Origin of the sequence: Prescottella equi, from assembly GCF_002094305.1 — a bacterium.
Taxonomy (GTDB): Bacteria; Actinomycetota; Actinomycetes; order Mycobacteriales; family Mycobacteriaceae; genus Prescottella; species Prescottella equi.
On record NZ_LWTX01000009.1, the window covers coordinates 84,240 to 100,380 of the forward strand.

21 protein-coding genes are annotated in these 16,141 nt (G+C 68.7%); 18 read left to right on the forward strand and 3 right to left on the reverse strand.

Going from position 1 to position 16,141, the window contains the following annotated elements; genetic code table 11:
* Positions 1-18: 18 nt before the first annotated feature.
* Positions 19-435 carry a GlcG/HbpS family heme-binding protein gene (locus A6I89_RS19870; protein WP_005516182.1) on the forward strand — a complete coding sequence of 139 codons (417 nt, stop codon included), beginning with the start codon at positions 19-21 and terminating at the stop codon, positions 433-435.
* Positions 436-455: 20 nt separating this feature from the next.
* On the opposite strand, the gene A6I89_RS19875 is transcribed toward A6I89_RS19870, so the two are convergent.
* On the reverse strand, positions 456-953 hold the full coding sequence (locus A6I89_RS19875; RefSeq protein WP_022593548.1) for a DinB family protein: 498 nt from the start codon (positions 951-953) through the stop codon (positions 456-458).
* A gap of 96 nt (positions 954-1,049) precedes the next feature.
* Between A6I89_RS19875 and A6I89_RS19880 the strand changes: the two genes are divergently transcribed.
* From A6I89_RS19880 to A6I89_RS19950, 15 genes are all read left to right on the forward strand, one after another.
* Entirely contained in the window at positions 1,050-1,670 is a 621-nt protein-coding gene (locus A6I89_RS19880; protein ID WP_022593549.1) for a helix-turn-helix domain-containing protein, read from the forward strand.
* A gap of 86 nt (positions 1,671-1,756) precedes the next feature.
* Entirely contained in the window at positions 1,757-3,100 is a 1,344-nt protein-coding gene (locus A6I89_RS19885) for a DUF2254 domain-containing protein (protein WP_172504552.1), read from the forward strand.
* 14 nt (positions 3,101-3,114) lie between these two features.
* Positions 3,115-3,786 (forward strand): HAD family hydrolase, encoded by a 672-nt coding sequence (locus tag A6I89_RS19890; RefSeq protein WP_022593553.1) that lies wholly within the window; start codon positions 3,115-3,117, stop codon positions 3,784-3,786.
* A gap of 65 nt (positions 3,787-3,851) precedes the next feature.
* The gene (locus A6I89_RS19895) at positions 3,852-4,727 is read left to right on the forward strand and encodes a glycosyltransferase family 2 protein (protein WP_022593555.1); all 876 of its coding nucleotides are present in this window, start codon (positions 3,852-3,854) and stop codon (positions 4,725-4,727) included.
* A 44-nt stretch (positions 4,728-4,771) separates the two neighbouring features.
* On the forward strand, positions 4,772-5,860 hold the full coding sequence (locus A6I89_RS19900) for a YihY/virulence factor BrkB family protein (protein WP_013414587.1): 1,089 nt from the start codon (positions 4,772-4,774) through the stop codon (positions 5,858-5,860).
* The gene (locus A6I89_RS19905) at positions 5,853-6,269 is read left to right on the forward strand and encodes a phage holin family protein (protein ID WP_013414588.1); all 417 of its coding nucleotides are present in this window, start codon (positions 5,853-5,855) and stop codon (positions 6,267-6,269) included. Before A6I89_RS19900 ends, A6I89_RS19905 begins: the two co-directional genes overlap by 8 nt.
* Complete coding sequence (locus tag A6I89_RS19910; RefSeq protein ID WP_022593559.1) at positions 6,266-6,520, forward strand: DUF3618 domain-containing protein; 255 nt, start codon at positions 6,266-6,268, stop codon at positions 6,518-6,520. The genes A6I89_RS19905 and A6I89_RS19910 overlap by 4 nt, the downstream gene beginning before the upstream one ends.
* 665 nt (positions 6,521-7,185) lie before the next feature.
* Positions 7,186-7,626: a nuclease-related domain-containing protein gene (locus A6I89_RS19915; protein ID WP_255221282.1), complete on the forward strand. Its 441-nt coding sequence runs from the start codon at positions 7,186-7,188 to the stop codon at positions 7,624-7,626.
* Between the two features lie 75 nt (positions 7,627-7,701).
* Positions 7,702-8,037: a histone-like nucleoid-structuring protein Lsr2 gene (locus A6I89_RS19920; protein WP_022593565.1), complete on the forward strand. Its 336-nt coding sequence runs from the start codon at positions 7,702-7,704 to the stop codon at positions 8,035-8,037.
* A gap of 3 nt (positions 8,038-8,040) precedes the next feature.
* Positions 8,041-8,862, forward strand: coding sequence for a hypothetical protein (locus tag A6I89_RS19925; RefSeq protein WP_005516167.1), 822 nt, complete (start codon positions 8,041-8,043; stop codon positions 8,860-8,862).
* A 148-nt stretch (positions 8,863-9,010) separates the two neighbouring features.
* Positions 9,011-9,469: a MarR family winged helix-turn-helix transcriptional regulator gene (locus tag A6I89_RS19930; RefSeq protein ID WP_022593567.1), complete on the forward strand. Its 459-nt coding sequence runs from the start codon at positions 9,011-9,013 to the stop codon at positions 9,467-9,469.
* Positions 9,466-10,797, forward strand: coding sequence for an MFS transporter (locus A6I89_RS19935; RefSeq protein WP_005516165.1), 1,332 nt, complete (start codon positions 9,466-9,468; stop codon positions 10,795-10,797). The genes A6I89_RS19930 and A6I89_RS19935 overlap by 4 nt, the downstream gene beginning before the upstream one ends.
* 33 nt (positions 10,798-10,830) lie before the next feature.
* Positions 10,831-11,892 carry a DNA polymerase III subunit beta family protein gene (locus A6I89_RS19940; protein WP_022593569.1) on the forward strand — a complete coding sequence of 354 codons (1,062 nt, stop codon included), beginning with the start codon at positions 10,831-10,833 and terminating at the stop codon, positions 11,890-11,892.
* 18 nt (positions 11,893-11,910) lie between these two features.
* A complete protein-coding gene (locus A6I89_RS19945; RefSeq protein ID WP_022593571.1) occupies positions 11,911-12,402 on the forward strand; it encodes a hypothetical protein in 492 nt (163 codons plus the stop codon).
* A gap of 38 nt (positions 12,403-12,440) precedes the next feature.
* On the forward strand, positions 12,441-13,124 hold the full coding sequence (locus A6I89_RS19950; RefSeq protein ID WP_022593573.1) for a YceI family protein: 684 nt from the start codon (positions 12,441-12,443) through the stop codon (positions 13,122-13,124).
* Here the strand turns inward: A6I89_RS19950 and A6I89_RS19955 are convergent.
* Positions 13,056-14,018 (reverse strand): sterol desaturase family protein, encoded by a 963-nt coding sequence (locus A6I89_RS19955; RefSeq protein ID WP_022593575.1) that lies wholly within the window; start codon positions 14,016-14,018, stop codon positions 13,056-13,058. The two genes, A6I89_RS19950 and A6I89_RS19955, sit on opposite strands and share 69 nt — an antisense overlap.
* A gap of 119 nt (positions 14,019-14,137) precedes the next feature.
* On the opposite strand from A6I89_RS19955, the gene A6I89_RS19960 reads away from it, so the two are divergent.
* On the forward strand, positions 14,138-14,596 hold the full coding sequence (locus A6I89_RS19960) for an RrF2 family transcriptional regulator (protein WP_022593577.1): 459 nt from the start codon (positions 14,138-14,140) through the stop codon (positions 14,594-14,596).
* Here A6I89_RS19960 and A6I89_RS19965 read toward each other — a convergent pair.
* Complete coding sequence (locus A6I89_RS19965; protein WP_022593579.1) at positions 14,593-15,357, reverse strand: class I SAM-dependent methyltransferase; 765 nt, start codon at positions 15,355-15,357, stop codon at positions 14,593-14,595. The genes A6I89_RS19960 and A6I89_RS19965 overlap by 4 nt on opposite strands.
* Before the next feature lie 162 nt (positions 15,358-15,519).
* Here A6I89_RS19965 and A6I89_RS19970 point away from each other — a divergent pair, with 162 nt between their 5' ends.
* Positions 15,520-16,119, forward strand: a complete 600-nt coding sequence (locus A6I89_RS19970; RefSeq protein ID WP_005516157.1) for a TetR/AcrR family transcriptional regulator — start codon at positions 15,520-15,522, stop codon at positions 16,117-16,119.
* Positions 16,120-16,141: the final 22 nt, after the last annotated feature.

The following is a 16,141-nucleotide window of genomic DNA, read 5'->3' on the forward strand; positions in this document are numbered from 1 at the left end:
GAAGTGGGAGGAGGTTCGATGACAGGCAAGCAGGCACGGCTCGATCTGGAGACCGCGAGGCGCGCGGCGGACGCGGCGATCGCGGCGGCCCGGGAGGGCGGCAACCGGGTGAGTGTCGCCGTCGTGGACACCCGTGGCCACGACCTGCTGGTGGTTCGCGACGACGGCGCCGCGTGGTTCACCGCCGGGGTGGCGCGGGCCAAGGCCGCCACGTCCGCGTTGATCGGCATCCCCACCACCGCCTACTCGGGGCTCGCCGACGCACATCCCGCGCTCGCCGACCTGATCGACAGCCAGGCCGCGCAGTCCCTGACGACCCTGCCCGGTGGCCTGCCCTTCGTAGTGGACGGTGACGTGGTCGGCGGCATCGGCGTCAGCGGCGCCCAGCCCGACGAGGACGTCAGCTACGCGAAAGCGGGCCTGGCCGCAGGCTGATCCGGCTGCCCGCCCTCGGTTCAGCGTCCGGTCGCGCCGTCGATCAGTTCGCGGAGGATGTCGGCGTGGCCGGCGTGCCGGCCGGTCTCCTCGATCATGTGGGTCAACGCCCAGCGGACACTCGGGGCGTGGTCGTTGGGCGTCGGTCGCGGGACCGGCGCCCCGAGGTCGGTGCATTCGTCCAAGACGAGGTTCGCTTCCCGGGCGGCATCGCGGTAGCGGGTGGCGACGTCGGCCACGGCGGCGGTGGGCGGCACGTGAAACGTCTTCTTCCAATTGGTGACTCGTTCGCCCAGGAAGACCGAGCGTTCGACGAACGTCAGATGGTTCAGCAGACCGAGCAGATTCGTGTCCGACGGCACCGCGGCGGTCCGGACCTGTGGTTCGGGCGCACTCTCGACCTTGGTGAGCACGGACGCCCGAAGGTAGTCGAGGAAGGCGCGCAGGGTCTCGGACTCGCTGTTCCCGGCGTGTGGGGGCGGGGTGTCGGCGCGTCGCGCGATGCGTGAGGTCGGCATGGTGGTCTCTCCCTTCGGTCGCGGACTCGGTCGCCCAGTCTCGCCGCGCACTGGACGGTTCGGCACGAGAACTTGCGGTTCTGGCAACCTGATCGGATGGACCCCGTAACGGAGGACGTACTCGGCGCGGTCGGGCCCCGGCTGCGTGCGCTGCGGCGTCAGCGCGCCATCACGCTCGCCGAGCTCGCCGCGGAGACCGGCGTGTCGGAGAGCACCCTGTCCCGCTTGGAGAGCGGGCAACGCCGGGCCACACTGGAGTTGCTGCTCCCTCTGGCCCGCACCTACGACGTGCCGTTGGACGATCTCGTGGGCGCGCCGCGCACGGGAGACCCGCGGATCCACCTGAAACCGATCACCCGATCCGGGATGGTGTTCGTCCCGCTCTCCCGACGGCCCGGTGGGGTGCAGGCCTTCAAGATGATGATCCCGGCGCAGCCGTCGCCGCCCGTGCCCGCGCCGAAGCGGCACGAAGGATTCGAGTGGCTCTACGTCCTCGACGGACGCCTGAGGCTGGTGGTCGGCGACCGGGACGTGACGTTGCCGGCCGGCGAGGCGGCCGAATTCGACACCGCCCTGCCGCACTGGCTGGGCAGTGCCGACGGCGGCGCGGTCGAGTTGCTCATCCTGTTCGGGATGCACGGAGTGCGGGCCCATGTTCGCTCCGATCGGCTCGGGCCGACCCGCGGGGCGCCGACACCGAGAAATCCGGAAGGGTAGGAACGTCCGGTTTCCGGATGCGCCGGATGCGAGTGCGAATCGCGGTGCAGCGCGGCAACGGCCCGTTGCCGATAGCCTTGGACGGCATGGACAGGCCTACGCGACCGCTGCTGCAGTTGCGTCTGGCCGCCGCCGGGTACCGCTTTCGGGAAAGCCTGTTCGCGCTGCCGACGGTGCTCGTTGCGGTGGGGGTGGCGCTCGCGGAAGCCACCGCCTATCTCGATCGCGCCCTGGACGACGACGGCCCCGTCGGATGGGGCGTGCAGATGAACAGCAACGGCGCGACATGGTTGCTCAGCACCGTGGCGGGCGCAACGATCACCACGGCCGGCGTGGTCTTCTCCCTGACCGTCGTCAGTCTCCAACTGGCCAGCAGTCAGTTCTCGCCCCGCGTGATGCGTTCGTTCATCCGTGATCGGGTGAGCCAGACGGTCATCGGAATGTTGGTGGCCACGTTCGTCTTCTGTGTGCTCACGTTGCGGCACATCAGCGGCAACGCGACCGATCCCGCACCGCGGATTCCGCTGACCACAGCGCTGATCCTCACGGTGGGCACCGTCGTGCTCATCATTGCGTACCTCGGGCGGCTCGCCCGGGGGCTGCAGGTCGGCGAGGTCGTGCGCACCATCGCCGCCGAGGCGGACGGCGTGATCGGCGCCGCCTCCCACGCCGCCCAGAGGGAGACCACGGGTGCGACGGTCCCGGACATTCCGGAAGGAAAGCCGCAGTTGATCGTTCGAGCGGTTCGCGACGGATGGGTCACGCAGGTACCCACCGAGCAGATCCTTGCCGCGGTCCCCGCCGCAACCGTGGTGCGACTGGAGACGCGGACCGGCGCGTACATCCACCGCGGCGAGGTGCTGCTGCGCGTGTCGCCGATCCCGCGACGAGACGACCGGGTGCGGCGGCGGCTCGAGTCTGCGGTCGATATCGCCGACAGCCGCACCATGCAGCAGGACGTCGACTTCGCGCTGCGTCAACTGGTCGACATCGCGCTACGCGCTCTGAGTGCGGCGATCAACGACCCGACCACTGCCACAGAAGTGGTGCTGCGGCTGGGCAGTCTGCTGCGGACGCTTCTGGTCACGGACATGCCGCCGGTCGCGGTGTCGGGCCGGGACGGCCGCACGCTCCTGCGACCGTGGTTGCTGTCCCCGCCTGAGTACGTCGACCACGCCTTCGACCAGATACGGCAGGCGTGTCCGCGTCAGCTGCACGTCGCCGACGCGCTCGCCCCGGTGCCGCGCATGCTGATCGACCACGTCACCGAATGCGGTCGCCGCGAACATGTCCCGTCTCTGCATCGGCAGCTGCGGTTGCTGGTGGACGGGGTGAGCGCGGAACCGGGGCTCCACCCGGAGGATCTGCAGCGGTTCCTCGCTGTGGCCGAGTCGACCGTCGACCCGGCCGAACACGACCCATCGAACTGAGGAGTGCGAATCCGATGTCCAACCTGCCAGCTGCGGTGCTCTTCGATATCGACGGCACCCTGGTCGACTCGAACTACCTTCACGCGGACGCGTGGCACCGTGCATTCGTGGACGCGGGACTGACCGTGCCCACGTGGCGGATCCACCGCGCCATCGGCATGGACGGCTCCACCCTGATCCGTGACCTGTGCCCCGGTATCGACGATGCCACCGCAGATCGTGTGGACGAACTGCACTCGCGTTTCTACAAGAACGAGGCGGATCAGTTGCGCCTGCTGCCGGGGGCGCGGGAAATCCTCGAGCAGTTGCACGACAGTGGCCTGCGAGTGGTGTTGGCAACGTCCGCGCCGGCTGACGAGTTGGCCATCCTGCGTCGGCTGCTCGACAGTGAATCCGTGCTGTACGCGGTCACGAGTGGAGAGGACGTCGACACGGCGAAGCCCGACCCCACCATCGTGAAGATCGCCCTCGAACGTGCCGGAACCGAATCCGGCAGAGCAGTTTTCGTGGGCGACAGTGTCTGGGACATGCGTGCGTGCCAGGCTCTGGGGGTGCCCACCGTGGGTGTGTTGAGCGGCGGGATCTCGCGCGGGGAACTGACCGAGGCGGGCGCCGATCACTGCTGCGACGACGTCGACGCGCTGCGCCGCGAACTCGACCGCAGTCCGCTGGGCCGCCTGCTCTGACGTGGCGCCACGAGCCAGAGGTCTGTTGCCAAGCGGGACCTCCCCGGGTCCGGTATACGGGAAGTATGACGTCTGCACATTCGCTGTCGGTCATCGTGCCCACCTTCAACGAGGAGAACTACATCGGCGCATGCTTGGAGGCGCTGCTCCGGTCCGAGGACGATCTTCACGAGGTTCTGGTCGTCGACAACAACTCCACCGACCGCACCGTCGAGATCGTCGAGCGGATCGCCGCGTCCCACCCCGTAGTCAAGTTGGTCCGTGAGGCCACTCCTGGCGCGGTGCACGCCCGCAACACCGGCTTCGACGCCGCCACCGGCGACATCCTCGGCCGCATCGACGCAGACACCCGCGTCGGCGAAGGGTGGGCGCGGATTGTTCTCGACTACTTCGGTCGACCCGACACCCAGGCGGTGGGTGCCGTGACCGGGCTGAGTAATTCGTACGACTCGCCGTACCGGGGGCTCAAAGGTTGGTACCTGCGTCGCCTCGTGTCGAAGGGTGTGCTCGGCAACGAGCAACGGATTCGGAATCTGCACGGCGCCAACATGGCTCTGCGCCGCACCACCTGGAAACAAGTGAAGTCGGCGACGAGCGTCGATCCCGACGTCCACGAGGATGCCGACCTGGCGCTGTGCATCTGCGACGCCGGCGTCGAGATCGCCCAGCTGTCGGAGCTGTGTGCGGATCTCTCACCCCGCCGGGCACTGACCCCGCCCCGCGAGTTCTCGGACTATCTGCGGGCCGGTATCAAAACCCTCGAACGGCACGACGCCATGACGCCCCAGCACCGCCGGCTCCTGCGCCTGCACTGGTTCACCCACCTCGGTGCCTACCTGGCATACCGTCCATACGATCCGGATCGGCAACGGTTCACTCTGCGCCGCTTGATCTTCGGCGGGCCGCCTCGCACGATGCCGGTCTCCGCCGCCGTGGCGTAGCCCCGGGCGGTTTACCCGTCGGCGCCGTCGGGTAACTCCCGAAGATGACAGCTCGCGACGACCGACAAGCCGCGCGCCCGACCGGGCGTGCGGCAGAAGAGGTGGTCGAGCCGGAATCACCGGACGACCTCACCAAGCGTTCCTGGATGTACGTGTTGCGCAAGACGGCGCGCGAGTTCGGCACCGACCAGTGCACGGACCTCGCCGCAGCGCTCACCTACTACGCCGTTCTGGCGCTGTTTCCGGCGCTGCTCGTGATCGTGTCGCTACTCGGTGTCTTCGGCCAGGGGCAGCGCACGGTGGACGCGGTGATGGAGATGGTCGGGCAACTCGGCCCCACCAATGCCGTGGACACGCTGCGGGAGCCCGTCGAGCAACTGGTCGCGGCCCCCTCCGCCGGGATCGCGTTGGTCATCGGTGTCCTCGGTGCGCTGTGGTCGGCCTCCGGCTACGTGGGCGCCTTCGCCCGGGCGATGAACCGCATCTACGAGATCGAAGAGGGCCGGCCGATCTGGAAGCTTCGCCCGCTCATGTTCGTGGTGACTGCGTTCTGCCTCGTGGCTGTCGGCGCGTCCGGCTTGATGCTGGTGATCAGCGGACCGGTCGCCCGCTCCGTCGGGGACGTTCTCGGACTGGGTGACGCGGCCGTGACGGCATGGGACATCGCCAAGTGGCCGGTGCTGCTCCTCGTCGTCGGCGTCCTCGTGGCGGTGCTGTACTACGTGACGCCCAACGTGTCCCAGCCGAAGTTCCGCTGGATCAGCCCCGGCGCGGCCATTGCGATCGTCGTCTGGATCGGGGCGTCGGCGCTGTTCGCCGTGTACGTGTCGAACTTCGCCAGCTACAACAAGACGTACGGTTCGCTGGCCGGTGCGGTGGTGTTCCTGCTGTGGCTGTGGATCACCAATCTCGCGCTGCTCTTCGGGGCCGAATTCGACGCAGAGCTCGAGCGTGGCCGGGAACTGCAGGCGGGACTTCCCGCGGAGAAGTCCATCCAACTGCCGCCCCGCGATACGCGCGACATCGAGAAGCGCGAGAAACAGCGCAGCAAGGACGTCGAGGACGGTCGCCGCCTTCGGCTCTCCCACTCCGCGGCCTCGCCGACACAAGGGAAGGAAAGTGACGATGCCTGACGCGATGGGTCCTGGAGAAGCCGACCCGCACGAATTGTCCACAGCCCAGCTGACCGAGCGCCTCGCCGGCCAGGTCTCGACGCTGGTCCGCACGGAAGTCGCCAGCGCCGTCGAAGAGGTGAAGGCCAAGGGCACCCGGATGGGAATCGGTGTCGGGATATCCGGTGCCGGCCTGATGTTGATCTATCTCGGTGTCGGGGCGCTCATCGCCACCGCCATCCTGGGGTTGGCGACTGCGGTCGCCCCCTGGCTGGCGGCGTTGATCGTCTCCCTGGTGGTGCTGGCCGTCGGGGGAATTCTCGCCGCAGTGGGCGCTGCGCGCGCCAAGAACGCCGCACCCCCCGTGCCCGCCGACACCGTCGACAGCGTCCGCCGCGACGTACAAGCTGTGAAAGGAACAGTGCGATGACCGGACCCGGAGACAGCGACGAATCGCAGATCGACGTCGAACGGCAGCGCGCCGAACTCGCCGAGACGTTCGAGGAACTCACCCACCGGGTGGATGTGCCGGCACGGACCAAGGTAGCGGTCCACGAGAAGTCCGACGCCGCGGTCGAACTCGCCCGCCGGAGAGCACCCGCCCTGGCCGTCGTCGCCGGTGTGGGCGTCGTGCTGATCTTCCTGGGCGCTGTGGGCAGGAGACGCCGACGGCGGCACTGAACCGGCCGTACAGCTGGGCCCCCGGCGATCTCGCCGGGGGCCCAGTGCCGTGAATCCGAGGTCGGAAGCTTAGACCGGGTTCTCCACGGAGGTGTTCAGCTGGAAGCCGGCGGAGCCGACGCGCAGACCCAGGTTGAGGATGACGGCGAAGAGATCGTTGACACTCAGCATTTCGATACTCCCTGTATGACAGTGGAACTGAACCGAATGGACGGCTCGAAACTTATCAACCTTTTGGTTCGGTTTCACGGCGGGGTTCCATCGGCGATGGTCTCGGCCACGGAAGGCGACGTCTCCCTCGCATTCGATTTCGGTCATTCCCCAGTCCGGGCGCAGTTCGCGGTGATATTCGTCCGTCGTGAGCGACGGTGCGGATGTGGTGGTGACGAGGTGGCGGCGGTACGGGCACGATCGCCTGTATGTGCGCGCCCCCGACGGCACCGACCTCGGGTGGTGGGACCTCGACGCCGGGCGGGCCCACGCTCGGACCTCGCAAAGTGAGGACACGGTGACGGCTGCGGCCGCCGTCTGGCGGGCCGCACAGCACGAGGTTCTGAGCCCTCGAGAGGTCGAAACTGCAACCGTCGCAACAGCGGCCGTCGAACCGGTGCGATCCGTCCAGGACCTCGCCGACTCGAGGCCGGGTGCCGCGGCTCGCCCGGGTGGTGCGGAAGGACCCGCGGTGGCGCGTGCTCCACGCCATTCCCGTCGGAGTCCGGGGTAGCGACATCGACCACCTCGTGGTGGGGCCCGGCGGTGTTTTCACCGTCAACGCAAAGCATCATCCACGCGCGGATATCTGGGTGGCCGACAGTACCTTCCTGGTGAACGGCACGAGGCAGCCGTACATCCGGAACAGTCGTCACGAAGCGGCGCGGGCCGCGAAACTGCTCACCGCGGCCTGCGGGTTCGATGTTGCCGCCGAACCGGTCATCGTCACCGTCAATGCCCGGGCCGTCACCGTGAAGAGCCCGCCTGACGGGGTCCACGTCGTGCCGCGGATGCACGTCGCTCGTTGGCTCCTCCGGCAGCGGGACATCCACCCGCCGGAGACTGTCGAGGCTCTCTACGAAGCCGCGCGGCGGTCCACGACCTGGCAACCGTGATCCGCGTCGGATTGTGTGCCGGGTTGTCCCGTAGGCTTCCGATGCAGCTTGGTTGGTGAACCTCGGGAGTAACACGTGGCACAGAAGGTAATTGTCGAGCTCATCGATGATCTTGATGGTGAGCCCATCGATACCGGCGGCGAAACGATCAGCTTCGCGGTCAACGGCGTCGAGTACACCATCGACCTCAACGACAAGAACGCCACCGAGTTCCATCGCAAGATGGACTACTACATCCGGCACGCGAGCAAGGTCGGCGGTCGTCAGAAGCCCCGCGCCGCCGCCACCCCCTCGACCGACGGTGCGAGCACCCAGGAGATCCGCGAGTGGGCGTCCCGCAACGGCTTCGCCGTGTCCACCCGCGGACGCATCTCGCGTGAGATCGCCGAGGCGTTTGCGGCCGCGCACTGACCCATGACCACCGTCAGTGACAACGAGGCGGCGAACGCGGCCGCTCCGGATGCCGATCCGCAGACGATCGAACCCGCGCCCACCGCGCCGGCGGCCGACGACGCCGCCGATCAGGCCTCCGACTACTCGCACGGCGACCCGATCCGGGTGTTCCTCTACGACATCCCGAACGACGGCGGCGAGTGGACCGCCCGCTACGAGCAGGGCATCACGCGGATCCGCGCCAAGAAGGTGAGCCCCGGGGTCTACCTGGACCTGCTGCACCGGGTGTTCCCCAAGCACGAGGTGCTCGTCAAGGGCGAACTGCTCAGCGTCAAGAACCGGCCGCACCCCGACGACCCGAAGGTCCTCACCGAGGTCACCCTCCTCGTGTACCTCGCGACCGAGGTTGCGCTGTTCAAGGCTTTCCTCGCCTGGGCCGGCGGCGATGTGGCGCCGATCCGGATCACACCCGACAAGCTCGACGACGTGGCCCGCAAGATCCACAACGACGTCTACCGCATCCACCTGTTCAAGCAGCGCCTCGTGACCGCGGGGATCGAGGATCCGGCGGAACTCGACGAGGACGTCGCGCGCCCGCTCGAGGTCATCAAGAGCGAGATCGACGCCATCCAGGATCTGCGGATCTCGGTCAAGCGGTATCGCGACCGGGTGGTCCAGGCCAAGCGCGAACGCGTCGTGAAGGAGAGCCAGAACCTCGTCGGCAACATCGAGATGGCCACGTGGGACTCGGTGCAGCGTCGCGAGGAGATGGTCGTGATGCGTGAGTGGGTGGACAACCAGCAGCGCGTCCTGCCGATCGGCAAGGCCGTCAAGCTGACCTGATCCCCGTACGTAAGCCGCGCAGGGCCGCTCCGATCTCGATCGGGAGCGGCCCTGCTTCGTTGGGGCCGGGGGGGGTCGGCTGCAGGGGTGCGCGATCACCACCCTCGGGTGTATGCTTGCCGACAAGCAAGTAAATTGGAGGGTGGCTGTGACAAGCCTGTTCGACGACGACGAAGTGTCCCGGCTGCGGGTCGCGCTCGGTCGCATCTCGCGGCAGGTCGATCGCCAGACGTCGGCCGGTGAACTGACCAAGACGCAGTTCTCGATCCTGACGACGGCGGTGCGGCGAGGGCCTATCCGGGCCAGTGAGATGGCCGAGATCGAGACCCTCAACCCGACGATGCTCTCGCGCATGATCGGCAAGATGGAGGCCGCCGGGCTGCTGATGCGTTCGGCGCACCCCGACGACGGTCGCGCCGTGGTGGTGGCCGCCACCGCGGAGGGGATCGCCCTGCATGCCGAGTTGCGTGACAAGCGGACCCGGCTGTTCGCCGAGTACCTCGGCCAGCTTCCCGAGACGGAGACCCGTAACCTGCTCGACGCCCTACCCGCCCTCGAGGCCCTCGGCGAACGGATGTGTCAGGCCCGGGCCACGGCCCGCTCATGACGGCGGCCGCGAAACTCGGGCGCCAGACCTTCGCCGCGCTGGCCAATCGCAACTACCGGCGTTTCATCGGCGGGCAGGGCATCTCGCTCGTCGGCACCTGGATGCAGACCGTCGCGCAGTCCTGGCTGGTCCTCGAGCTCACCGGATCCGGTACCGCGATCGGTGTCGTCGTCGCGCTGCAGACCCTGCCGATCCTGCTCCTCGGCCCGTACGGTGGCGTCATTGCCGACCGGACGGACAAGCGCCGCTTGATGATCGGGCTGCAGTCCATCATGGGTGTGCAGGCGCTGCTGCTCGGCATCCTCACGATCACCGGCACCGTGCAGTTGTGGCACGTCTACGTGCTGGCGCTGCTGCTCGGGCTGAATCAGTGCTTCGAAAACCCTGCGCGGCAGTCCTTCCTGCTCGAAATGGTGGGCCCGGAGGATCTGCGCAACGCGGTCAGCCTCAATTCGACCCTCGTCAGTGTGTCCCGCATCGTCGGGCCCGCGGTGGCCGGTGTGACCATCGCGGCGGGCGGCCTGGGCGTGTGCTTCCTGATCAACGCCGCCAGCTTCGTCGCGGTGGTCAGTTCGCTGTTGCGGTTGGATACTTCGGCGCTGCATCGGTCCGCTCCGGCGGAGCGGGCCCGTGGTCAGCTGCGAGAGGGGCTGCGCTACGTGCGCGGTAACCGGAACCTCGCGGTGCCGCTGCTGATGATGGCGTTCATCGGCTGCCTCGCGTTCGAGTTCCAGGTGGTGCTCCCGATCGTCGCCGACCAGACCTTCGGTGCGGGTTCGCAGGCCTACGGTTTCATGACGGCCGCGATGGGCATCGGCTCGGTGTGCGGCGGTCTGCTCGTCGCGACCTGGGGGAGGACCGGAACGCGGGTACTGATCGTGGCCGCAGCCGCCTTCGGGTTCGCGCTCGTCGCGGCCGCCGCGGCTCCGACGCTCGCCCTGGAACTGGTCGCGCTGGCGCTCGTCGGTGCGGTGAGCATCGCGTTCAACTCGACCACCAACAGCACGCTCCAGCTCGAGGCCGACCCGCAGATGCGGGGCCGGGTCATGGCGCTGTGGTCCACCGCGTTCATGGGGTCGACCGCGATCGGGGGTCCGATCGCCGGTTGGGTCAGCCAGCAGTGGGGTGGGCGCGCCGGTCTGCTGCTCGGCGCGATCACCTGCCTCGTCGTGGCGCTGGTCGCGTGGATCGTGATCGGCCGCGGCAAGGACGTGACTGCCCGGACCGAGCCGATCACCGAGGACCCGGAGGAACACACCGTCGAGAACCCGGTGGTCTCCGAGGACCCGACACTGACGGACGCCGAGGCACGACGCCGGGCGGCTTGACCTTCGACCTGCTCGAAACTTCATGATGTCCGGGTGAGTGCATCCGGGCCAGACGACCTCGTCACCATCGGTGTCTTCGCGCGGGCCTGCGGGCTGACCCCGAGCGCGCTGCGGTTCTACGACGACAGCGGACTGCTCTCGCCCGCGCACATCGACCCGGTGACGGGCTACCGGTACTACAGCACGACCCAGCGCGACCGCGCCGCGACCATTCGACGGTTGCGGGAGATCGACGTCCCGCTCGAGGCCGTGACACGGATCCTCTCGGCCGATCGGGTCGAGGCCGCCCGCGTGCTCGACGAGCACGTCCGCCTTCTGCACGAGCGCGCCGCCACGGCCGCCGCCGTTGCCGCGGAGCTGAAGGCCTCGCTGCCGGTGCAGGATCGTGGGAGTGCCGTGACCCTGTCGGCGCGTCTGCTCGCGGAGGCCGTCCGGCAGGTGCGGCGTGCCGCGGCCGCCGAGGCGGAGTTCCCGATCCTCACGGGGATCCTGATCGAGGTCGGCGACGGCGCCGTCGTGCTGACGGCCACCGACCGCTACCGGCTGTCCACCCGGAGCCTGCCGGCTCACACGCCCGACCGTGCGTGGACGGGCGTGGTGTCCGCGTCCGAACTCGACGCGATCGGCGCAGCCCTGAGCCCCGACGCTGCGGCGATCCTGCGTCCCGATTCCGGTGCCGTGGACATCGCCACCCCCGGCCTCTCTGCCCGGTTCGCTGTGCTGGAGGGCGAGTACCCCGACTACCGGACGATGTTCGACGCGTTGCCTCCGGCCCGTACCCGGGTGGTCACCCGCCGCGACGAGTTGTTCGCTGTCGCCGAAGGCCCGGTGGACGACACCGTCCGCCTCGTCGGCGCGTCCGGACAACTGACGGCGAGTGTGCGGGACGGTCCGCCGCAGGCGGTGGCGGCCCGTGTCGACGGACCCGACGTGACCCTGACCTTCCGTCGTGGAAACCTGCTGGCCGCGTTGGAGACTGCCGTCGGCCCGGATGTCATGCTCGACATCTCCGCCCCGGACCTGCCCGTCGTGTTCCGCTCCGCGACCGACGGCGACCTCACGACCCTTGCGATGCCGACCGCGTCGGACATCTAGAGCGACAGGACGATTCCCATGACCGCACCCGACCCGACGATGGACGCCATCACCCGAGCGGTGACCGTCGGCCGCGACGGCGACGGCGACGCTGCGAGGTCGGCGCTGGTGGCGCTGTGGGCCGAGATCACCCCGATCGGGGATCCCTTCCACCGGTGCACGCTCGCGCACTACCTCGCCGATCTGCACGACGATCCGGCGCAGGCGCTGGTGTGGGACGTCCGCGCGCTCGACGCGGCCGATGCCCTCACCGACGACCGCGCCCGGCAGCACCACGCGAGCCTGGAGGTGCGTGGGTTCTACCCGTCGCTGCACCTCAACCTGGCCGACAACTTCCGCCGTCTCGGCTCCTTCGATGCCGCGCGGGCGCACCTCGATGCCGCCGCCGGGTACCTCGATGCGCTCGGCGCCGACGCGTACGGGGCGATGATCCGGGGGGCACTCGACGAGGTCGCCGCCGACATCGGCCGCGGATCCACCGCCCGCCGGGCGTCGGCGCAGGGATCGTAACTGTGGCGCATCCACCGCCCCGCTCATAGTCTGTGCCCGTGAAGAAGTGGTGGATCATCGGTGGGGCGGTCGTCGTGGTACTCCTGGGGGTTCTCGCCGGCCCCTGGATCTACGGCAAGTTCATCGCCGAGGACGACGCCCCGGCCGCCTCGGTGTCGACCGAGGGCGCGCAGGCCGCGTCGGGGTCGGTGGACGGGCAGTGGGAGGTGGGTCCGGGGGAGGGCCCCAACAAGACCGCCGCGGGTTACACCGTATCCGAGATCCTCAACGGCGCCCGGGTCACCGTCGTCGGCACCACCGACCAGGTCAACGGGAATGCCACCGTCGCCGACCAGAAGTTGACCTCCGCCGAGGTCGTCGTGCAGGTCGCCGGCATCGCCACCGACAACGCACGGCGGGACGGCCAGTTCCGCGGCAACGTGATGGACACCGAGAACTTCCCGACCGCCGTGTTCAGGCTCACGACGCCGGTCGACCTCGCGACGCTGCCCACCGACGGCACCGCCGCCACGGTGAAGGCGGACGGAACGCTCACACTCAAGGACCAGACCCGGCCGGTGAGCGTCGACGTGAAGGTGCTGCACACCGGCGACACGCTGGTCGCGTCCGGCGCGGTGCCGGTCACGTGGTCGGACTACGGAATCACGCCGCCGTCACTGGGATTCGTGACCGTCGACGACAACGGCACGGTCGACTTCCTGGTGAGCCTGGCCCGCGCCTGACGGCGCCCATCCGGGCGGCCCGAAGACGTAGCCGAGGCGGTCGCGCCACGACTGCGCGGCCCGGACGTCGCGTCCGATCGCGGCGTACTCGTGCGTCTGCAACTTCCAGATGTCGTAGGTGCCCACCGGCTTCGTCAACCCGTAGGTGGGGCGTTGCTGCTCGGCGCGGAACGTGCCGAACATCCGGTCCCAGACGATGAGGATGCCGCCGTAGTTGCGGTCCAGGTACTCGGGATCGCAGCCGTGGTGGACGCGGTGGTGCGACGGGGTGTTGAACACGTACTCGATCGGCCGGGGCAGCCGGTCGACCCGTTCGGTGTGCACGAAGAACTGGTAGACCAGGCTCACCGAGAAACCCACGAAGATCATCCACGGCGGAATGCCGATCAGCGGCAACGGAATCCACATGAGAATCTCGCCACTGTTGTTCCACTTCTGGCGCAGTGCCGTCGCGAAGTTGAAGTACTCGCTCGAGTGGTGCGCCTGATGTGTCGCCCAGATCAGCCGGATGCGGTGCGCCATGCGGTGATACGTGTAGTAGAGCAGGTCGATGCCGACCAGCAGCAGCACCCAGGTGTACCAGGCGTTCGCGGGCAGGTGCCACGGGGCGAGGTACACCCAGATCGCGGAGTAGCCGATGAGCGCCAGGAACTTCCAGAACGCGGTGGTCGCAATCGACACGAGTCCCATCGAGATCGATGCCCTCGCATCCCGGAACTCGTAACCGGCCGTCGGCGGATAGGCGCGCCCGTCGCGGATCTCGGTCTCCTCGAGCTTGCGGGCGGCGAACCACTCGAGCCCGAGGAACACGACGAACGCCGGGATCGCGAGGGTGACCGGGTCCCCGAGCGGTTCGAGCAGCGATCCCCACGCCGTGGTGAGGGTCTCCCACATGTTGCCTCCGAGCTGTCATGCGTACCTGCCTGGAAATCTACGCTGCCCGGTGACCTGGGTCACCAGGGTCGCGAACCTGGGTAACGTCTGTGCCGAGTCGAATCGGATCAGGAGGACGGGTGCACATCTCGGCACGGGTGGACTGCGCGGTGCGTGCCCTCGTCGACCTCGCGGCGGCGGAGGCCCCGGCGCTGGTGAAGGCCGACGCGCTGTCCGCATCGCAGTCGGTCGCACCCAAGTTCCTCGAGGCCGTGCTCGCCGACCTGCGCCGCGGCGGACTGGTCGACAGTAGGCGCGGCCCCGACGGCGGCTACCGGCTCACCCGACCGGCCACCGACGTCACGATCGCCGACGTGATCCGCACCGTCGAAGGACCGCTCGCGTCGGTGCGCGGGGAGCGGCCCGAGGACGTCACGTACGACGGCGCGGCCGAATCGCTGCAACAGGTGTGGATCGCCGTTCGCGTCAATCTGCGCACGGTGCTCGAGGGCGTCACCATCGCCGACGTCGCCGCGGGCGCGCTGCCCGCCTTCGTCGACGAGCTCACCGCCGACCCGGGAGCCTGGCGCCGGCGCTAGTGATGCACCCGCAGGTCGGCGCGCATCTGGGTGAACAGGAACAGTCCGGCCCGCCCCGACACCTCCTCGTACGCGCGAACCCAGTCGTCGAGGAAGTGCGGCCGGTCCTCGGGCGCCAGGCGTCCGGTCCACGCGTCGGCGCCGTTGCTGCACCACGCGGCGAACGCGTCGTGCGTGCCGAAGTCCCACGTGACGTCCTGCACCGACAGATCGGTCACGCGTAGGCCTGCCGCCGCCGCGAGGTCGGGATAGCCGTCGGGGTCGACGTGGACGAACGGGGGAGCGAATCCGGCGAACCGGTCCACCCAGCGGGGCGAACCGGCCACCTCCATCGCGACGGTCTCGAGACTGGGCCGGTCACCGGCGCACACCACCTGGATCAGGACGCGGGCGTCGGGCCGGGCCGCCGCCGCGATCGATCCCAGTGCGCGCTGCTGTTCCACCACCCAGTGCAGGGCGTTGAACGACACCACGACGTCGAACTCGGCGCGGAACGGCAGGTCGCGGGCGTCGGCCAGCACGAACTGCACATTCGACGACGCCGTGTCGGCCTTCGCGATCATCCGCGGCGACGCGTCGACGCCCACCGCGCGGCCCTCGGGCAGGCGTTCGGCGAGCAGCCTGGTGACGAAGCCGTCGCCGCAGCCGACGTCGAGCAGGCGGTCGTCCGGTTCCAGGTCGAGGCCGGCGACCGCGCGGGTGGCCATCGCCCGCTGCAGATCGCTGGTCTGCGCATACTGCTCGCCGTCCCAATCGGGCATTCTCGCCGCCGTTCCGTGGTCCGCCGGGTGTGCGATCAGCGTATGCCGAAGGGTGCCGGGCTGTGGCCCCGATCACCCACATCGAAACAGTGTGCCGAATGCCACAAAGGTGCACTTGGCTGCAACATTGCAGAGGTCTGCAATTTCGGTACCTTCGATGGAGTGGGAGAAGAACTCGGACTCCGGGACCGCAAGAAGGCGGCAACACGGATCGCTCTCAGTGAGGCCGCAGCACGCCTCGCGATGGAGCGCGGGATCGAACTCGTCACCGCGGACATGATCGCGTCCGAGGCCGGCGTTTCCGTCCGCACGTTCCACAACTATTTCTCCTGCAAGGAAGAGGCTGTTCTGCACCACCTCGAGGCCGACGTCCTCGAGTGGGCCGACTGGCTGCGTGAGCGGCCCGGCGACGAACCGATCCTCGATTCGCTCGAGCACATCGTGCGGAGGGCTCTGCTCGAGTCCGACCACGAACTCGAGAAGATGCAGGCGCTCGCCGACCTCATCGACTCGAGCCCCACTCTTCTGGCCAAGAAGATGGAGATGCACGTGCGCCTGACCCCGATGCTCGACGAGGTGATCGCCGAGCGCACCGGCGCCACGGGCCTGTATCCGAGTCTGCTGCAGACCGTGGTCGGTGCCGCCGTCAAGGCATCCCTCGACCTGTGGATGAGCGGTCGGTCGTCGGCCGCCGGCCCCGAGCAACTCGTCCACGAGGCGTTCGACCACCTGCGCTCCGGCCTCGCCGTACCCGCCAGCTAGACCCGCACCCGATCAGAAGGAG